Origin of the sequence: Taibaiella helva, from assembly GCF_003545695.1 — a bacterium.
Taxonomy (GTDB): domain Bacteria; phylum Bacteroidota; class Bacteroidia; order Chitinophagales; family Chitinophagaceae; genus Taibaiella; species Taibaiella helva.
Genome location: NZ_QUZZ01000006.1, coordinates 276,603 through 294,736 on the forward strand (window position 1 = coordinate 276,603; position 18,134 = coordinate 294,736).

12 protein-coding genes are annotated in these 18,134 nt (G+C 53.3%); 7 read left to right on the forward strand and 5 right to left on the reverse strand.

The annotated features are described in order from the left end of the window. Window positions 1–186: 186 nt before the first annotated feature. Window positions 187–1,218, forward strand: coding sequence for an AraC family transcriptional regulator (locus DZC79_RS11635; protein ID WP_118951754.1), 1,032 nt, complete (start codon window positions 187–189; stop codon window positions 1,216–1,218). Window positions 1,219–1,362: 144 nt separating this feature from the next. On the opposite strand, the gene DZC79_RS11640 is transcribed toward DZC79_RS11635, so the two are convergent. Further along, complete coding sequence (locus DZC79_RS11640; RefSeq protein WP_118951755.1) at window positions 1,363–3,294, reverse strand: SPFH domain-containing protein; 1,932 nt, start codon at window positions 3,292–3,294, stop codon at window positions 1,363–1,365. A gap of 489 nt (window positions 3,295–3,783) precedes the next feature. On the opposite strand from DZC79_RS11640, the gene DZC79_RS11645 reads away from it, so the two are divergent. The 3 genes from DZC79_RS11645 (at window position 3,784) to DZC79_RS11655 (ending at window position 7,989) form a co-directional block, all read left to right on the forward strand. After that, complete coding sequence (locus tag DZC79_RS11645; protein ID WP_118951756.1) at window positions 3,784–5,553, forward strand: T9SS type A sorting domain-containing protein; 1,770 nt, start codon at window positions 3,784–3,786, stop codon at window positions 5,551–5,553. Between the two features lie 614 nt (window positions 5,554–6,167). Continuing rightward, entirely contained in the window at window positions 6,168–6,527 is a 360-nt protein-coding gene (locus DZC79_RS11650; RefSeq protein ID WP_118951757.1) for a response regulator, read from the forward strand. A 91-nt stretch (window positions 6,528–6,618) separates the two neighbouring features. Continuing rightward, window positions 6,619–7,989, forward strand: a complete 1,371-nt coding sequence (locus DZC79_RS11655) for an APC family permease (protein WP_118951758.1) — start codon at window positions 6,619–6,621, stop codon at window positions 7,987–7,989. Here DZC79_RS11655 and DZC79_RS11660 read toward each other — a convergent pair. The 4 genes from DZC79_RS11660 to DZC79_RS11675 form a co-directional block, all read right to left on the reverse strand. Beyond that, a complete protein-coding gene (locus DZC79_RS11660) occupies window positions 7,976–8,668 on the reverse strand; it encodes a LytR/AlgR family response regulator transcription factor (RefSeq protein WP_118951759.1) in 693 nt (230 codons plus the stop codon). The two genes, DZC79_RS11655 and DZC79_RS11660, sit on opposite strands and share 14 nt — an antisense overlap. Continuing rightward, entirely contained in the window at window positions 8,665–9,774 is a 1,110-nt protein-coding gene (locus DZC79_RS11665; RefSeq protein WP_118951760.1) for a sensor histidine kinase, read from the reverse strand. Before DZC79_RS11665 ends, DZC79_RS11660 begins: the two co-directional genes overlap by 4 nt. 175 nt (window positions 9,775–9,949) lie before the next feature. Next, complete coding sequence (locus DZC79_RS11670; protein WP_118951761.1) at window positions 9,950–10,525, reverse strand: hypothetical protein; 576 nt, start codon at window positions 10,523–10,525, stop codon at window positions 9,950–9,952. A gap of 1 nt (window position 10,526) precedes the next feature. Beyond that, the gene (locus tag DZC79_RS11675) at window positions 10,527–11,249 is read right to left on the reverse strand and encodes an MBL fold metallo-hydrolase (RefSeq protein ID WP_118951762.1); all 723 of its coding nucleotides are present in this window, start codon (window positions 11,247–11,249) and stop codon (window positions 10,527–10,529) included. Window positions 11,250–11,470: 221 nt separating this feature from the next. Between DZC79_RS11675 and DZC79_RS11680 the strand changes: the two genes are divergently transcribed. The 3 genes from DZC79_RS11680 to DZC79_RS11690 all read left to right on the forward strand — a co-directional run bounded on the left by DZC79_RS11680 (window position 11,471) and on the right by DZC79_RS11690 (window position 17,944). Next, complete coding sequence (locus DZC79_RS11680; protein WP_232831819.1) at window positions 11,471–12,574, forward strand: AIR synthase-related protein; 1,104 nt, start codon at window positions 11,471–11,473, stop codon at window positions 12,572–12,574. A gap of 99 nt (window positions 12,575–12,673) precedes the next feature. Continuing rightward, window positions 12,674–15,166 carry a bifunctional UDP-N-acetylmuramoyl-tripeptide:D-alanyl-D-alanine ligase/alanine racemase gene (locus DZC79_RS11685; RefSeq protein ID WP_118951764.1) on the forward strand — a complete coding sequence of 831 codons (2,493 nt, stop codon included), beginning with the start codon at window positions 12,674–12,676 and terminating at the stop codon, window positions 15,164–15,166. Window positions 15,167–15,433: 267 nt separating this feature from the next. Further along, window positions 15,434–17,944: a PKD domain-containing protein gene (locus DZC79_RS11690; RefSeq protein WP_198666863.1), complete on the forward strand. Its 2,511-nt coding sequence runs from the start codon at window positions 15,434–15,436 to the stop codon at window positions 17,942–17,944. Window positions 17,945–18,134 lie beyond the last annotated feature (190 nt).

Genomic DNA, 18,134 nt, shown 5'->3' on the forward strand with positions numbered 1-18,134 from the left:
AACCTAAATATAGTTTGCATTGCAAACAAGAAAAACGGGTACAGTTCGGCGAGCAGCGGTATTTTATAGGTCAAAAGCAGTAAAAGGATCTTCAGGCCTGGCATTTTACGCCATTTAGTTCCCTTTTAACGACAAAACACATCGTGGTTGCACCTGCTGCCCTATCTTTATGCCTGCCAATAACCTATGGAAGACTTCCGTAAACAGTTTACCTTGTCACTGCTGGCCTATGCTGTACAGCGCGGGCTTTCGCCGCAGATGCTTTGCCGCCAGGCAGGGATTGCTTATGCTGCGCTGCAGCAAACAGGTACTCCGGCCCCGGATGCGCTGCGGACCGAACGGCTATGGCACTGTGCCGCGCTTGAAGCGAATGATCCTTTTTTCGGCCTGCATTTCGGCGAATCGATGCAGCTGGCCGCCTTGGGCGTCATCGGCCAGATCCTGCACAGCAGCGGTACTGCCGGGGAAGCGTTGAGCCATGCCGGGGCGCTGCTGCACCTCATTACAGATCTGTTCAGCATGCAGATCAGCCACGAAGCGCAGCAGATGGACATCCACCTGCTGTACGATCCGGCGCAGGCCGCGGCTTATCCGCATACCTTTCGCCAATTGTCGGACTATTTGCTGGTATTCACCCTGCACGAGCTGAACGGCCTTACGCTTCATCGTATCGCTCCTCTTGAGATCACCCTTCCGCATACCGGCTTTTCGATGCCGGAATACAGCCGCGTGTTCCGTTGCCCGGTAAGACGCCGTGAAAATGTGTTCACCATCAGCCTGCCCCGCAGCGTAAAGGACGAGCCCGTGCTCACGGCCAACCGGGAGCTGCAACGTTACCTGCTGCAGCAGGTCCAGCTGTTTGTCCGTCCCGGAGATGGACAACAGCAGCTGCACACCCGCATCTACAATTACCTCCTCACCAATTCTTACCTGTACGCGCTGTCGCAGGAGGCAGTGGCTGCCAACTTCAACATCAGTCCCCGCAACCTGCAACGCAGGCTGAAAGAGGAGGGTATTACCTACCTGCAGATCGTAGAGTCAGTGCGCAAAACGCTGGCCATGCATTACCTGAGGCAAGAGACCTACCAGGTCAGGGAGGTAGCCGCTATCCTGGGCTATAACGAACAGAGCGCCTTTGTGAGAGCCTTCCGCCGCTGGACCGGCCTTACACCGACATTGTACCGGCAGCAGCAGGCTGCAGGCACGGCAACCACTTAATATCCGGTATTTGCGCCGGCATGCAAACGAGATTGTCCCAAAAGGGCTCAAGTCTGTCACATTGAGCGATTCGAAATGCAAACAGGCTTGAGAGGACAAAAATCATCCCTTTTGGACAGTTCCGATTGTGAACGTATTTTCCTGCTAGCTGGCGGTGCTGTTCCCTTCCTGCTCTTTCGTTCCGGCACCCATCATCTTCATCAACTGCAGGCCCAGCAAGCCGCTCAGGCTGCCTTCGCTGCCGCCGTTACCGGCGATCAGCATATCGGGGATCACCTTAATGCCACTCTTACCAATCTCTTCCGTTACCTTATAGCGGGTGAAGTTGTCGTCGCCCATGGCTTTTACCTGCAGCTCATAAGCTTCGGCGGTACTTTTACCAATGGCCATAATCTTTTCCGCTTCGGCCAGACCGGTGCGGGATATACGTTCGGCATCGGCTGCAGCATTGAGCTTGGTGGCCTCAGCCTGTGCGCCGGCACGAGCCTTGGTCGCTTCCGCCTCGGCCACAGCACGCATCCTGGTAGCCTGGGCTTCCGCTTCTACCTGGAGCTTGAGGCTTGCAGCATCACCCTCTGCCTTCTTGACGGTGGCATCGGCAGTGCGCTGCGAAATTTCGACGCTTTGCTGGGCCTTTACAATCTCTTTCTGCATATCGGCAATGGCCGTTTCCTTTTCCATGCCCTGCCGCTGTTCCTGCGCCATGCGCTGGGTCTGGTAGGTCTTCTGCTCTTCCTCTGCGATCTTACGGTCGGTCAATGTCTTCATCAGGGCTTCGGGCGGTGTGATGTCGCCGATAAGGGTATCTACAGCATTGACATTGTATTCTTCAAGCACGGTGCGTATATGCTCCCTGGCGCTCTCCTGGCGCTCTTTGCGGGTGCTGAGGAAGCTGATCACATCGCTGTCCTGGGCCGAATTACGAAAGTAGTTTCCTATTGTCGGCTCCAGCACCTGGCTGACCAGGTTAGTCATGCTGCCGAAGCGGGCGATCACTTTGGGGGCTTCATTGGCAGGGATATGAATGATCTGCGACACGTCGAGGTTAAAGGGAAAGCCGTCCTTGGAACGCACGGTAATGGTAGACAGGTTTTTGTCCAGGGCATGCGCCTCGCTGCGGGCATTGGCCCAGTTGAGCACCAGGTTGGTGGTAGGCACCAGCTCCATTTTCATGGTATACTTGTTCAGCGGATACTTGCCCGGGCCCAGCGGTTCCTGCCATACGCCCCTGAAGCCTTTGGCAACAATATTGCCATGCTTAAAGGATTCGCCGGTCACGTCCTGCCCGTCGTCGCCTATATAGGAGATCACTACACCGACATAGCCGATAGGCACATCGGTCATCAGGCTCTCTTCGATCTGGACGGCCCAGGGATTGATGTTGTAAGAACCTGCCAGGATGATCTGCGGCTGCAGGCCGCGGTTACCGCCCTGCTGCAGGAAGGCATCAATATCCTGGAAGTTATTGTGCCCTTCTATATGTATGCCGGCGATCTGGTCTTTACCAATGGGCAGGCCATCCAATGTGGTCACTACCCCTACCCTGTTCTCATGAATGATGACCATATCGGCTATCGTAACCGTAAAGGCCATGGTATTGATACGGTACGTACCGGCAGTGATATAGGCCGTCTGCCGGCCTTTCTGGCCGCCGTTGTTGAGGAATTTTTCGGCATCCTGGAAATTATCGCTGTCTACCTTCCGGGCCAGGATCGATCCAGTCGGTATCTCCAGGCCGTCGTTGGCCAGCAGCAGGCCTATCCTGCCTTCGGGAATGATCGTAAAAGGATGCATTTCGATACGGTATTGCCATATCCACATACCCCAGTAGAGGCCGGGAGCCAGGGTACGGGCCTGGAAGCCGGATTCGCCGCGGGTAGCAATGATCTTACCATCGGGCAGTGCGCGGTGTGGTCCGAAGAGCACAAATTTCTTGGTAACAAGACCCAGCCGGTCTTCCGGCACAATGACCATTCCGAGCAATACGCGCAAAATGACTTTGTACAGAAGCAGGCAGAAGGCAAAAAGCACAATGAGGATTACGAGCAAACGGTGCTCATTGATAAACTGTGACATGATAGTGATAGATTAGATGAAAGATAAGACATGGCCTTGCCGCCCCGCCAGGGATGCAGCCCGCGGCCATAGCCGTTCAACAGAATGCAGTAAAAAAATTAAAGAGACCCTGCCGCCTGGCCGGCGGAGGTTCCGGGTAACAAGTTCCGGTACCGGAGCCCTAAAGACAGGGAGGTGAAGTGTTGAACCGGGAAAGAATAAAGGCAGTCAGAAACGAAGGTACCGGTGAAATATTCACAGCAGATATTATTTGATGCCAAAGGTAGTGTGGAATGGTGTTTCGACAGATCAAAACGAACAATATTATTTATTTATGGTTTTACTTAGACAGATAAATTTTCTTTATTAATACCCTTTTCTTTCAGAAATGCAGGCTTTTCCCTGTTTCCATTAAAATAATAATTACTTATTTCGCAGAATAAACAATGAAGCCGGGACAAATCCTAATTTGACCGGTAAATCATTAAGTAACTTTTAAACCGTTTAGTGATGACAAAGAAAAATGTACTTCTCAGCAGCATTGTATTATCCTGCCTGGTGACCGGTACGGCCTCCGGCCAAAGCCTGGGACTGGACAGGCCAATAGGGATAGCAAGCCAGCAGACCTGCAGCGCAACCGATATGGCTATCGCCTTCAATGGCTGGATCTATAGCGCCTGCCGTTCGGGCGAGGCTGTTATCATTAAAGTATCGAAAGACCGCGGCCTGAGCTGGCAGCCCTTTGCCAAGCTTTCGACGCCTGGCCTGAGCTTCGATTCGCCCGCTATCGTCGCCAGCGGCCATGATGAGCAATCGCTCGGAATATTCGTCGCCGGCATTGCCCGTAATCATAAAGACAAAACGCAAACCATATTTGTACGCCGCTATCAAGCTGCTACCGGCGACCTGTTGGGCGAATCGCTGCACCGCACGGTAAACGGCGAGCTGATAGCCTGCGACCTTGCAGGCGGACAGATCCCTGGCGAGACCGGCCTGCAGGAAAGCATTTCCTTGCTTTATGCCCTTTCTTCCGGTGACAGCCGCCAGTTGCTGCAGCAAAGCTCCGCCGATGGCGGCATGAGCTTCAGCGCACCGCATACCGTAACCCTGAGCAAAGGCTATTTTCGTAATATAGCGATCAGCTATGGTCGCAGCGACAGAGCTTCTGCCGGACGCTACTTTATGGCCTGGGACGAATACATCCATCCTAAAGCGGCATGGGGCAAGGTATATACCGCCCGCAATACTTCCGGTGTTGCTTCAGGCACCACCGCCCCTGTACAGCTGGATGCTGCCGACCCGCAAATGGCCGGCAAGGTCCGCCGCCCCGTGATCGCGGTATCGACCACCCGTGACAACGATTCCGCTTCCTGTACCGCTGTATGCCTGGCCGAATATGACCGCGGCAACGGCGCTACAGCCATTGCAGGCTTCACCAATGCACGTGCCCACTTTACGGCTTTCTGGAAAACCGCTACAGTAGCCGATGCGGGCGCACAGCCCGTGATCGCCTTCGATCCGGTCCACCAGCAATTCGCTGTCAGCTATTATCAAAAGGACAAGCAGGCCCTGCACCTGCTGAGAGCAGGCTACAAGCATGCCGGTACCTGGAAGGAGATCAGCAGCAATTACGCCGACTTTGCTGTACAGGATAACCCGGCAGCAGGCATTGCTGTCGACCCACAATACGGCCAGGCTGCCTTTATATGGAATACCGGTATCAGCAATGATGTGAACTTTGACGCAGAGTATAACCTGGCTCCTGCTACGCCCAATGTAATCGAAGCCCGCCGCGACCAGCAGGGTAATGTCGTTTCCTGGACAGCGGGTTCGGCCGAAGACAATGGCCTGATCGGGCTTGAACGCAGCGTTGACGGGCAGCATTTCCAGTCCCTGGCCAATGTACACCAGAAGGGCAGTCCTTTTCAAAATGAATTCCGGGACTTCGCGCCCGCCCGGGGCGTCAACTACTATCGCCTGAAGCTGGCGCAGGGCAGGTATTCAGCTGTTGCTGCCGTATTTGCCGACCAGCAGGCGGTATCGCAGCTGAAGCTGTTCCCCAACCCTGTGATCAACAAGCTTACTATAGCCACACCTGGCGCCGATGCCGGCGCCAGTGTAACGGTGCTCGATGCAACAGGCAAAGCCTGCCTGACCAGGGAGGCCACCGGCGCGCAAACCATGATCGACCTGCAGCAGCTGCCGGCCGGCAACTACATTATCCGTTATCACAGCGCGTCAGGCGACCGTTTCGAAAAGATCAGCAAGATCAACCGCTAAACGTATCCTGGTAAAAAAGAAAGCCCGGTTGTCTGCGACAACCGGGCTTTTTCACGCCTGTTGCCAGGTCGTGTTGTAGCGAAAATATTACAGGAGGAAAAAGATAAACAGAAAAAGGAGGACAAAAAAGAAATGCCAGCCCAAGACTGGGCCGGCAAGAAATCCTATCACCATGAAAGACACAAAGTTAGTAAACAATGCTATATCTGCGCCAGCATGATTCCCAATTAAAATAAAATAAAGAAAATACGGGATTCAAATAATTGAAAATTATTCATTTAGATGAATAAAAAATAACGTTAAAAGAAAGAAAACCGGTTAAGAAAGGGGCAAAACGGAGCGTACTAAAAAAAAGAAAGCCGACCCAAGAATGAGTCAGCCCCTATAAACCCTATCACCATGAAAACACAAATGTACATACAATAATTCATTTCTACATCAAATAGCCTCCTATTTTCATTTTCTTTACAAAAATCAAGGAAACCGGGAACTTTTTCAGCCAAAGTCCGGGGTGAGTGCCGCAAGCTGAACAAGGAGGAAATACACTGAAAAATAACAGAAAGAACACCTGGAAATGCCCAACAAATCCGCAGCTTATTTTGTATTTTAGGATAATGAACGCTCCTAAACAGATCATGGTTGCCGACGATGATTCCAGCATACTGGAAGTAGTGGGCAGTATGCTGGAATTTGCCGGGTACAGAGTAATCCATAGCCCTACTGCCGCCATGGCGCTGACCCCGCAGCAATTGCCCGATCTGTTCCTGCTTGATGTATGGATTGCCGGCACGGACGGAAGGGAGGTTTGCCGGCAGCTGAAGAAGCAGGAGTACACCCGCGACATACCCGTGATCCTGTTCTCTGCGAGCCGCGGTATTGAAGATTCTGCCCGGCGGGCCGGCGCCGACGACTTCCTGTCCAAGCCTTTCCAGATGACCGACCTACTCGAAAAGATCGAAGACCTGATCGCCTGAAGCACCGTAAAGGCCGGATAAGATTTTTCAATGGGTTTTGTAAAAACTAAAGGCAATCTTTAGGGCCTGAATCGATATCTACACACATTACATGGCTGAACATGATCTGGAAAGAAGGCTTAGCCTCCGCCAGGCCACCGCGATCAATATGATCGATATGGTGGGCATCGGACCCTTTATTACCCTGCCGATGGTGATCGGGATGATGAACGGGCCTTATTTTCTTTACGCCTGGGTAGCCGGCGCCATCCTGTCCTTCGTCGATGCCATGGTATGGAGCGAGTTGGGCGCTGCTTTTCCCAAAGCAGGCGGATCCTATAATTTTTTGAAAGAAGCTTACGGGGAAAAAGGAATGGGACGTTTCATGAGCTTTCTCTTCGTATGGCAGACCATGATACAGGCGCCGCTGGTGATTGCCTCGGCGGCCATCGGCTTCGCCACCTATCTGTCTTACCTGGTACCCTTGCCAGGATTGTGGTTCAAGGCTGCCAGCGGCACTGTCGTTGTCCTTATCATTATATTGCTGTACCGCCGCATAGAGACCATAGGCAGGATCAGCGTACTGCTGTGGGGCGGCGTGCTGGTAACGTTGCTCTGGATCATTGGCGGAGGGTTGGCGCATGGCCGTTTCCTGGAGCCGTTAAAACATATCAACGACGGGCTGAAGCTTAACTATGCTTTTATCGCTGCTATCGGCTATTCCAGCGTGAAAACCGTGTACAGCTACCTGGGCTACTACAATGTATGCCATCTCGGCGGAGAGATCATTAACCCTGCCAAAAACATACCACGGAGTATGTTTCTATCCATCGCCGGTATCGCTGTGCTTTACCTGCTGATGAACATCAGCGTCACGAGCGTGATCCCCTGGCATGAGATAAGGGAGCACGATTTTGTGCTCAGCCTGTTCATGCAGCGGCTGATGGGCAGCACAGCGGCAAAGGTGATCACTGTATTGATCCTTTGGGTGGCTTTTGCTTCCGTATTCTCCGCCACACTGGGCTACAGCCGCATTCCCTATGCTGCTGCAGCAGACGGGGCTTTCTTTAAAGTATTTGCCCGCCTGCACCCGACCCGCAAATTCCCTTACGTATCGCTGCTGGTGCTGGGCAGCGTCGCCTTTGTCTTCAGCCTGTTGTTCAAGCTGAAAGAGGTGATCAGTGCCATACTCGCAATGCGCATCCTGATCCAGTTCATCAGCCAGGCCATAGGGCTGCTGCTGCTGCGCCGCAAGCGCCGGGCCGCCGACTTTCCTTACAAAATGCCTTTCTTTCCCCTACCCGCCTTCCTGGCAATTGTAATGTGGGCAGCGCTGTACTGCGCTACCGGTACCCGGCTGATGCTGGCGGGCATCGGGGTGGCCGCACTGGGCACAGCGGTCTACCTTATCCAGGCCAGGATGCGCCGGGAATGGCCTTTCCGGCCGTACAAGCCGGAAGACAAAGGATTCAGATCACTTTAAGCCATTTCAGCAGCTCCGGCTTGTACACACCACCGATGGGCAGCTCGGCCTGGTCCAGCCGGATCATGTTGCCCGATATTTCTGTAATGAACTGTTTGTTGACCAGGTAGGATTTGTGTATCCGTACAAAATGGCCAAAAACGCCCAGCTCCTCTTCCATATTGCTCATCGTACCATGTACAATCATCTTTCTCGCCGTGGTATGCAGGATCATGTAGTTCTTCAGGCCTTCCACATAACGGATATCCCGGGCCTGCACCCTGACCAGCTTCCCGTCGCATTTCACAAAAATATCCTGCTGCACCGGAACGATTTTCTCCGGTAAGGCAGGGGTGACAGCCCTGGCTTTATCCACGGCTTTCAGGAAACGTTCGAAGGATACGGGCTTCAGCAGGTAATCGACTACATTCAGCTCGTAGCCGTCCAGCGCGTATTCCGTGTAGGCCGTTGTCAGGATGATCTTCGGCGGTTGCTTCAGTATTTTGATAAACTCCAGCCCGTTGATCTCGGGCATTTGTATATCGAGGAAAACAAGATCGACCTCCTGCTTGCTCAGCAGGGCAAAGGCCTGTAGCGCATTGTTGCATTTGGCTACCAGCTGCAGGCCTTCGGTGCGCGATATATAATGTTCGATCACATCCTGGGCCAGTATTTCGTCGTCGATGATGAGGCAGGTCATTCTGTGTTTAATTTTAAGGTGAGCTTCACTTGGAAGACGGCATTATGGTTATCAATGGTAAGGCGGTGCTTACCGGGATAAAGCAGCTCCAACCGTTTCCTGACATTTTCCAGGCCTATACCGCCGGCCTTATTGGTATGTGTACCGACATTCCGGGGCAGGTAATTGTTGACACATTCGAAATGCAGCAGCCAGCCAGGTTCCGTTTTGATGCTGATACGGACAAAGGCATCAGCCATACGGGAGTCCAGCCCATGCTTCACGGCATTCTCTACAAAGGCGATCAGCAGGACAGGAGCGATCTTTTCCTGCCTGGCATCCGCTGCTATATCGAGGCTGATCGCCTCTTTCCGCGCAATGCGGATGTGCTCGATGGCGATATAATCGCGCAGCATCTGCAGCTCTTTATCCAGCGGAACAAAGTCCTGCCGCGACTCGTAGAGCATGTACCGCAGGATGTCGGATAGTTTAAGGATAACACCTGGTGCGTCATCCGATTTTTTGAGCGAAAGGGAATAAATGCTGTTCAGCACATTGAATAAAAAATGCGGGTTGATCTGCGAGCGCAGCAGCATCAGCTCCGATTCCAGCTGCTTTTTCTCCAGCAGCTCATTGCGCCGGCGTTCGATAAAAAAGTACTGGGTAAGGCGGCCGATGGTAAAGATAATGAGCGTATCTCCTACCGCGCCCGTAAATACGCCCAAAAAATAATACCCATCAGATATGGCACCGGAACGGAGTACGGTATTGATAACGATATAATCGAATTTCCGGGTGCCGGGATAGCAGTGAATCAACCATTCACTATACCAGCCGATGATCGCCGTAAACAGGCAGGCGTGCAACAGCAATACCAACAGGTACCAGCCGTATCTCCTCCGGATGAGCAGGCGGGGAATGTAGATCATGGTATTGGCATAGATCATGACCGCCCATATGAGGTGCATCAATACCACGCTGAAAAAGTAACCGGTACTGTGCGGCGCAGCAGGATTGCTGCGGTTGTTGTTCCATACCGTATCGATCATGAAGTACCACACGTAAAGATTCAGCGCAATACGATGCGTCAGCAGCCTCAGGAGAAAATTGCCGGTCTTTTTCCACATAAGAGTATCCACCCGGAACGATCCGGCAGACAAAAATGAGCATTAGGAACGACATTGCTGTGCTCTTTTAGACCAAGCCCCCGTTTTTACTGACCAAACTGCCGGTGGTGCTGATCAATCCCAAACGGCACTTACGCTGTGTGTGTGTCTGCCACGTAGAGACCGCTGCAAGCGGCTACAGGTCTTTAAAGATCGCGCTCTCCGTATCGCCGGTAAACGCGCCCATGGCCTGCAACTCCTTTTTGTACTTATGGGTCCTGACCCAGTAAGCGACCAGGCCGATGAGATAAGCCATATTGGCGAGGTAGCTGAATAGTGCCGCGCCGGGTATGATCCCGATAAGCGTTGCCACTTTGGCCGCCGACATGAACATCCCAGTCTGAAAGGTAGGACGGTGCTCGATGGGGATCGACCGGCTGTCGTACTCGGCTTCGATCGAATCGGCGATGCGGTACACAATACGGAACTGCCACAGGATCACAAAGATGGTAATACCATAAACAAAAAGCCAGTAAACCCAGCCGATAGTAAAAATCCCCTTGCTGTAAAGCACGGGTAGCATCATGGTCAGCGCTACGTTCAGGAGGCCAACCAGGAGCAGCCATACCTGCGCCGGCGGCATACGGCGATTGAGCTCCCTAACGGCCTTCAGCAAATCGCTGAGATTCTTCAGGTAAAAGAAGAGGACAACGCTGCCCACAACAATGAACAGCAGGCTGGCTATGAGACGTCCCAATAAATAATCGTCCATATTACAAGCGGGCTATGGGTGTTTTTACATCGTGGTAGAAGAGAAAGCGCCATCCTTCGGCAGCTCCCTGTTCGGCCCATCGCGCTCTCAGCTCCATCGCTTTTTTCCCGTCATAATCGTACTTGGCCACATATTTCATCTTCATTTGCTTGTACTGTGGCGCTTCATCGCCGCCGTAAAAGATGATCCCTTCTTCGGATGGTATTTTGAATACGATATGCTGGGGGCAATGGCCGTCGGTATGAATATACTCGATATAGCCGTCGATAAGGCCGCTTTCTCCTTCCAGCCATTCGACGCGGTTGCTGTCCAGCAGGGGCAGCAGGTCGTCGACATAATAGGAAGGGAAACCTACCTGTTGGGCATAGGCCATTTCTTCCCGATAAACATAGAAAGTCGCATTGGAAAACAGGCTGAGGTCGAGCCCGCCGGCATGGTCCTTGTGCAGGTGTGACAGCAGGACCTTAGTCACATCGTCGGGATGGATATGATGCTGCGCCAGGTTGCCGGGCAGGTGGGCCTGTCCATCGGGATTATTGAAGCCCAGACCTGTATCGAGCAGGATCACATCTTTATCGTTTACCACGGCGAAGGGCTGCACTTCCACCAGGAGAGAGCCGGTGGGCCGGTCGTTAAGCTCATCGCTGCTCTCGTTAAAAGGCTGGAATATCTTGTCGTGCCCTATCGTAAAGGTACCCTCGGAGAGGGGGAATATCTGTGTCATATCTTAAACTTTAACCTGCATCGTTTCTGCCGGATGCAGCGGCAGCACTGTGCAATACGCCTATTCATTTCTTCTATTGCAGCAGGCTACACAGCGGGGAAGGGCCCCGATTGTCATAACTATATAGTACCTTTGCCCTCCAATATATTTTCTGCATGAATCCTCAAGACCGTTACGCCCTGCGAGGGGTATCTGCCCAAAAAGAAGAAGTACATCAGGCGGTGGCAAAGTTAGACAAAGGACTGTTTCCAAAAGCCTTTTGCAAAATTTATCCTGACTATTGGGCCAATGACAACGACTATTGCAACATCATGCATGCCGATGGCGCGGGCACCAAATCCATTCTGGCTTACCTCTACTGGAAAGAGACCGGCGATATGAGCGTATGGAAAGGTATTGCGATCGATTCCATAGTGATGAATATAGACGACATGCTGTGTGTAGGCGCTACCGGGCCCTTCACCTACTCTTCCACCATAGGCCGCAACAAGCACCTGATCCCCGGCGAGGTGATCGGTGCGATCATTAACGGTTCGCAGGAATTTTTCGATACGCTGAAAACCTACGGCATAGATGTCCATTTCATGGGCGGCGAAACAGCCGATGTGGGCGATGTGGTACGCACCGTGATCGTAGACGGCACCATGGCCGCCCGTATGCCCAGGAAGAAGATCGTTACCACAGATAATATCCGCCCCGGCGACGTTATTGTTTCTTTCGCGTCCTACGGCCAAGCTGTTTACGAAACAGAATACAACAGCGGTATCGGCAGCAATGGCCTTACCAGCGCACGTCATGAGCTGCTGCATCATGACTATGCTACCCGCTACCCGGAAAGCATCGATCCGGCACTGCCCAAAGAAGTAGTCTATAATGGCAAGTATAAAGTGACCGACGCTACCGGCACACCGCTGGATGCCGGCAGGCTGATCCTCTCCCCTACCCGCACTTACGCACCGCTGGTGCTGAAGGTCCTGGAACATCATTTCGAGCAGGTGCACGGTATTATCCATTGCAGCGGCGGTGGACAGACTAAATGCCTGCATTACCTGCCGCAGGGGCTCCGGGTGGTCAAAAATAACCTGCTACCGGCGCCGCCCATCTTCAGGATGATACAGGAAGCCGCCGGTACCGAATGGAAAGAAATGTACCAGGTGTTTAATATGGGTCAGCGGCTGGAGATCTTTACCGATGAGGACACGGCAAAAGCGCTCGTCAGGCTGGCTGCCACTTTTAACATAGAAGCACAGGTCAGCGGCTATGTGGAGGCAGCGGAAACGAACGGGTTGCGGATAGAAAGCGAATTCGGCACCTTTACCTACTAACCTGAAAATAGCTGCAGATCTGAACATCTCCAGCTATTTCTCTTTTAGCAATACCTGCAGGGACAGCCCCTGCCACCATAAACCGAATCAACAACAACAATGAATTTAGCAGAGATACAGAAGGCCACTAAAGCGGAAGTCAGACCGGGCGTAGAAGACAGAGTCATCAATGAGCTGCTGATCGACAGCAGAAAGATCATCAACCCTTCCAGGGCGATGTTCATTGCCATTAAAGGGTCGCATCGCGACGGACATGAGTTCATTGCCGATGCCTACAAAAAGGGCGTGCGTACTTTCCTGGTGAGCAGCGATACCCAGGATATGTATCCCGATGCTATTTTCCTGCAGGTGCAGGATACCCTCACGGCATTGCACCAGCTGGCCGCTGCGCACCGCAACCAATTCCATTTTCCCGTAATCGGCATTACCGGCAGCAACGGCAAGACCATCGTTAAGGAGTGGCTGTTCCAGCTATTGTCGGATAACTATAAGATCATCCGCAGCCCCAAAAGCTATAATTCGCAGATCGGCGTTCCCCTGTCGGTGTGGCGCATGCAGGAGCATCATACGCTGGGCATTTTCGAGGCGGGCATTTCCCAGCCCGGCGAGATGAGCCATTCGGAAAAAATACTGCATCCCGAGATCGGTATCTTTACCAATATCGGCGAGGCCCACAGCGAGGGCTTTCTCAACCTGCGCCAGAAGATCAATGAAAAGCTGGTGCTCTTCCGCCATTCGAAGGACCTGATCTATTGCAAAGACCACCACGAGCTGAACGAATGTATTGTGCAATACTGCCACCAAGTACGCAATGCGCCGGACAATCCCCTGCAGCTGTTTACCTGGTCGCAGAAATCGGAAGCTACTTTACGGATCACGCAGGTAGAAAAGGGCTCGGGCGCCACGCAGATCGGCGGCGTATACCGGGAGCAGGAAATGTCGATCCGCATTCCCTTCACCGATAACGCGTCGATCGAAAATGCAATCCACTGCTGGTGCCTGATGCTGCTGCTTCATATCGACGCGGAAACGATTGCCGAGCGGATGGAGAAATTGCACCCGGTGGCGATGCGGCTGGAATTGCTGCATGGCATGGACAACTGCACCATTATTAACGATACCTACAATTCGGATCTGACATCCCTCAATATTGCACTGGATTTCCTTGAGCAGCAGAAACAGCATCCGCGGCGCACCGTGATCCTGTCAGACATGCTGCAGATCGGCAAGCCTGATGGCGACTTATATACGGAGGTAGCCGAGCTGATCAGCCAGAAGAGCATTTCCCGCATCATCTGCATCGGACCTGCGCTAACCAAGCACAAAGCGGTATTCCGCCAGCATAAGAAGCTGCGCAGCATTTTTTTCAAGTCTACAGAAGACCTGCTGAAGAAGCTGCATATGATCACGTTCGAGAACGAGGCCATCCTGCTGAAAGGCGCACGGGCCTTCCGTTTTGAGAAGATCGAGAAGCTGCTCGAACAAAAGATACACAAAACAGTGCTGGAGATCAACCTCTCGGCGATACAGCACAACCTGAGTGTATACCGCAGCCTGCTGCCGCCCAAAGTGAAGACCATGGCCATGGTGAAAGCCTATTCGTATGGCAGCGGCAGCTACGAGATTGCCAACCTGCTGCAATTTGCAGGCGTGGATTATCTCACCGTGGCTTATGTCGATGAAGGTGTGGCGCTGAGAAAAGCGGGGATCACTGCGCCGATCATGGTTATGAGCCCGGAGTCGGGCGCCTTTGACCGTATGATCTCCTGGAAGCTGGAACCCGAGATCTTCAGCATCGAATCTCTCCGGAAGTTTACAGAGATCGCCCATACGCTCAACGCCCGCAATTACCCGGTACATATCAAGCTCGACACCGGCATGCACCGGCTCGGCTTTATGCCGCAGGAGCTGGACGGCCTTATCGAAGAGCTGAAAGAGAACGATGCGGCGAAAGTAGTGAGTATCTTCAGCCACCTGGCAGGCAGCGATGCCGCCGATTTTGACGGTTTCACGAAAGAGCAGGCTGCTGCTTTTACCCAGATGAGCAACCGCCTTATCGCGGCTTTGCCCAATAAGCCTTTGCTGCACCTTTGCAATTCCACAGGCATTACCAGGCATCCCGAGCTTTACTTCGATATGGTACGGCTCGGCGTAGGCATGTACGGCTACGATGCCAGCGGCAAAATACAGGCACAGCTGCGGCATATCGGCACGCTGAAGACCACCATTGCGCAGATCAAAGACCTGCCGGCGGGCGAGACAGTTGGCTACAGCCGCAAGGGCAAGCTGAAAAAGAACAGCAGGATTGCGACCGTAAGCATCGGCTATGCAGACGGCTATTTTCGCGACTTCGGCAATGGACAGGCCTATATGCTGCTGCACGGCAAGCAGGCGCCAGTGCTGGGTTCGGTTTGCATGGACATGTGTATGCTCGACATTACGGGTATTGAGCAGGCCAAAGTAGGCGACGAGGTGACCGTGTTCGGTGACGAGCTCCCGATAAGCCTCCTGGCTTCCTGGGCCAAAACCATTCCCTATGAGATCATGACAAGCATCTCCCAAAGGGTAAACCGGATCTATGTAAACGAATAAAGCCAGCCGGGATCGGTTGGCTGGCCTTAAAACAACGGCTTTCAGGCGGCTGCATCTTCAGGTGCAGCCGCTTTTTTGCTGCTGTAGCCAGCGCCTCATTGCTCTATTAATCCTTTTCGGTTTACCCGACAACCCACATATTAATGTTTTTTTTCTTCAAAACCTTACAAACTTCTTATTATATTTAACCTGTCTGCTAACGGGAACACCATCCCTTTGGTATAACCGATGATCCCGGCAGCGGGCCTCAACCAAACTTCTGAACATATGATCCTACGTCTACCCCGTTTTTTTGTTACGGTTCTTTCACTGCTTTGTTTTTTCCTTTTTCCCCAGTCGCTGCAGGCCCAGCTGCCCGATTGTACGCCCAGCGGCCATACCGTATATGTGCACACAGCCAATATCGAGAACTGGGATGTTACCCAGCCGCTGGTTACGGGCACCAATCCTTCGATCAATACTATTACCCTACCTCCCGGCGCTGTGGGCCTTGCGGTAAGCAAGAACCTGAACGATCCCACAGGCCCCTCGCCTACATTTTATACCAATGTTGGCGGCAACTACTATTATTACAACGGACCCGGCGGATGGGTCAATACGGGCCATACCGCTAACGCGGTAAACCTTGGCGGCGGCGGCGATTATTTATATTCGCTTGAAGGCGGCGGCGGCAATGTATACCGGTACGACGGCACCGGTAACGCCACCCTGGTGCTGACCGTGCCCGGCTTCAACGGCGGCGGCCCCTTCGATGTCGTTGGCGACTGCGCCGGTAACTTCTATATCCTTCGTACTGAAGCACCCGCCTGGCTGCGCAAATACAGCCCTACCGGCACCCTGCTCCAGGAGTGGGAAGTGGTCGGCGCGACCAATACCGGCTCCGGCGGCGGTTTTGCCATTATCGGCGACATGATGTACCACCACAATAATGGCCTGCAACAAGGCGTTATCGGCGCCACTACAGTTACCTGCTCACCCGTAAGCGGCCCCTTTCCCGGTCCCGGCGACTTTGCTTCCTGCCCTGTCGGCGGCGCGGGTGTCCCTTCTACCAAAGACACCGTCTACGGCTGTATCCCGGGTGCGGCCAAGACCATTACGGCTTCCGGCTCGGCGCCCTTTACCCACACCATCATCAGCGGCACCGGGACCATTACCGGCACCGGCCCCAATTTCGGTGTGACCAGCGATCAGCCGGTTACGATAGCGCTGACCTCAACCAGCAACTCCTCCTGTTCGCCTGTCGTTTTTGATACTATTATGGTTGTTCCTGCACCCACTGTCAATGCCGGTCCGGATGATACCCTGTACGGCTGCGCCCGGTACACCGGTACGCTCAATGGTGTGCTGACCGGCGGCACTTCCTGGATCAACTACACTTATAGCTGGACACCTGCAGGGCTGATTACTTCCGGGGCCAATACCGCCCATCCCGTGATTGCGCCGGTATCCGACACTACCTACAAGCTGACGATCACCACCAGCGCAGAGCAGGGCGGATGCACCATTTCCGACTCTGTCAGGATCAGTGTCGTGGATGAGTCTGTGGTACCCGATTACCAGTTCAGCATCAACCTGGGCTGTACTGAAGACACGGTGCATTTCACCAACCAATCTTTGCGCGGCACCAAAAGCTTCTGGAGCTTTGGCGATGGTCAGACAGACACCGCCCAGCACCCGCAACACATCTATACCAGCCAGGACAATTACCAGGTAAAGCTGATCTCCAGCAACTACCTCTGTAAAGACAGTGTGATCAAGATCGTCGATACCCGTCATCCCCTGTCCGCAGCTTTTGCTGCCGACCGCGATACCCTGTGCCAGGGATCGGTCGTTAATCTGACCAACAGCTCTACGGTAAGCCTGCAACCTGCCGGCTACTTCTGGGATTTCGGCGATGGCGCCAGCGCAACGGCGACCAGCCCGGCGCATACCTATACCGCTGCCGGGACCTACCGGATCATGCTTGCAGTGAAAGATGCGCTGCCCTGCTATGATACGGCTTACCAGATAGTGGTGGTGGACAGCACACCGCAGTTGCGCCTGCTGCTGGACAATCATGATATCTGTACCGGCCAGAGCGTTACGATCCTGGCCCAGCATACACTTTCGGGTAATACAGGTCTCGAATGGACCTTCGGCGACGGCAACCCGGCTGCAGATGTTAACCCGGCTACCCATGCTTATGAGCTGCCCGGCACCTATTTCATTCACCTGAAAGCACGCTACCGTGTGTGTGAAGACAAGGACGCGCAGGATTCCGTGAACGTGCACGCTCTGCCCCTGGTAAATCTCGGACCGGATACAACGCTATGCCTCGACGGCGCCCCCTTCTTCCTCAGCAATCTTGCGCTGGCCAACCCGGGCGACGGCTATCGCTGGAACACCGGCGATACCAGCAGCGTGCTGCGCATAGCGCACGACGGCACTTACAGCCTCACCGTAACCAACAGGTACGATTGTAATGCGACGGATGCTGTAGTGGTGAAAAAAGATTGCTACATCGACATTCCCAATTCCTTTACGCCCAACGGAGATGGCGTGAACGATTATTTCTTCCCCCGCCAATTGCTGAGCAGGAGCCTGGGAGCCTTTACTATGAAGGTATTCAACCGCTGGGGACAGGTTGTATATGAAACCAGCAACCGCAACGGCAGGGGATGGGATGGCCGCTTCAATGATAAAGAGCAACCCTCGGGCGTTTATATCTACCAGATCAATGTCGTGCTGGAAAACGGCCGCACCGAACAGTTCACGGGCAATGTGACCCTTCTGCGCTGATGCTGCCAATGATACAAGATACAAGCGGCCCCTCACCGGGCCGCTTTTTTTATACCTGCCGGCGGGCAGGCAGGGAGCGGCATTGCGGCTGCCTTACCCAACACAAAAAATAATCCTGCCGTCTTTGCATAATAGGAATAGAATGCTTATTATTGTGAGCAATTCTTTTGCCAAACTAATTATATATAAT

What these genes read in the sequence shown, in the direction of transcription:
- DZC79_RS11635 (WP_118951754.1), top strand. Translation starts at nt 187, where the DNA reads ATGGAAGACTTCCGTAAACAGTTTACCTTGTCACTGCTGGCCTATGCT.
- DZC79_RS11640 (WP_118951755.1), bottom strand. Translation starts at nt 3,294, where the DNA reads ATGTCACAGTTTATCAATGAGCACCGTTTGCTCGTAATCCTCATTGTG.
- DZC79_RS11645 (WP_118951756.1), top strand. Translation starts at nt 3,784, where the DNA reads ATGACAAAGAAAAATGTACTTCTCAGCAGCATTGTATTATCCTGCCTG.
- DZC79_RS11650 (WP_118951757.1), top strand. Translation starts at nt 6,168, where the DNA reads ATGAACGCTCCTAAACAGATCATGGTTGCCGACGATGATTCCAGCATA.
- DZC79_RS11655 (WP_118951758.1), top strand. Translation starts at nt 6,619, where the DNA reads ATGGCTGAACATGATCTGGAAAGAAGGCTTAGCCTCCGCCAGGCCACC.
- DZC79_RS11660 (WP_118951759.1), bottom strand. Translation starts at nt 8,668, where the DNA reads ATGACCTGCCTCATCATCGACGACGAAATACTGGCCCAGGATGTGATC.
- DZC79_RS11665 (WP_118951760.1), bottom strand. Translation starts at nt 9,774, where the DNA reads ATGTGGAAAAAGACCGGCAATTTTCTCCTGAGGCTGCTGACGCATCGT.
- DZC79_RS11670 (WP_118951761.1), bottom strand. Translation starts at nt 10,525, where the DNA reads ATGGACGATTATTTATTGGGACGTCTCATAGCCAGCCTGCTGTTCATT.
- DZC79_RS11675 (WP_118951762.1), bottom strand. Translation starts at nt 11,249, where the DNA reads ATGACACAGATATTCCCCCTCTCCGAGGGTACCTTTACGATAGGGCAC.
- DZC79_RS11685 (WP_118951764.1), top strand. Translation starts at nt 12,674, where the DNA reads ATGAATTTAGCAGAGATACAGAAGGCCACTAAAGCGGAAGTCAGACCG.
- DZC79_RS11690 (WP_198666863.1), top strand. Translation starts at nt 15,434, where the DNA reads ATGATCCTACGTCTACCCCGTTTTTTTGTTACGGTTCTTTCACTGCTT.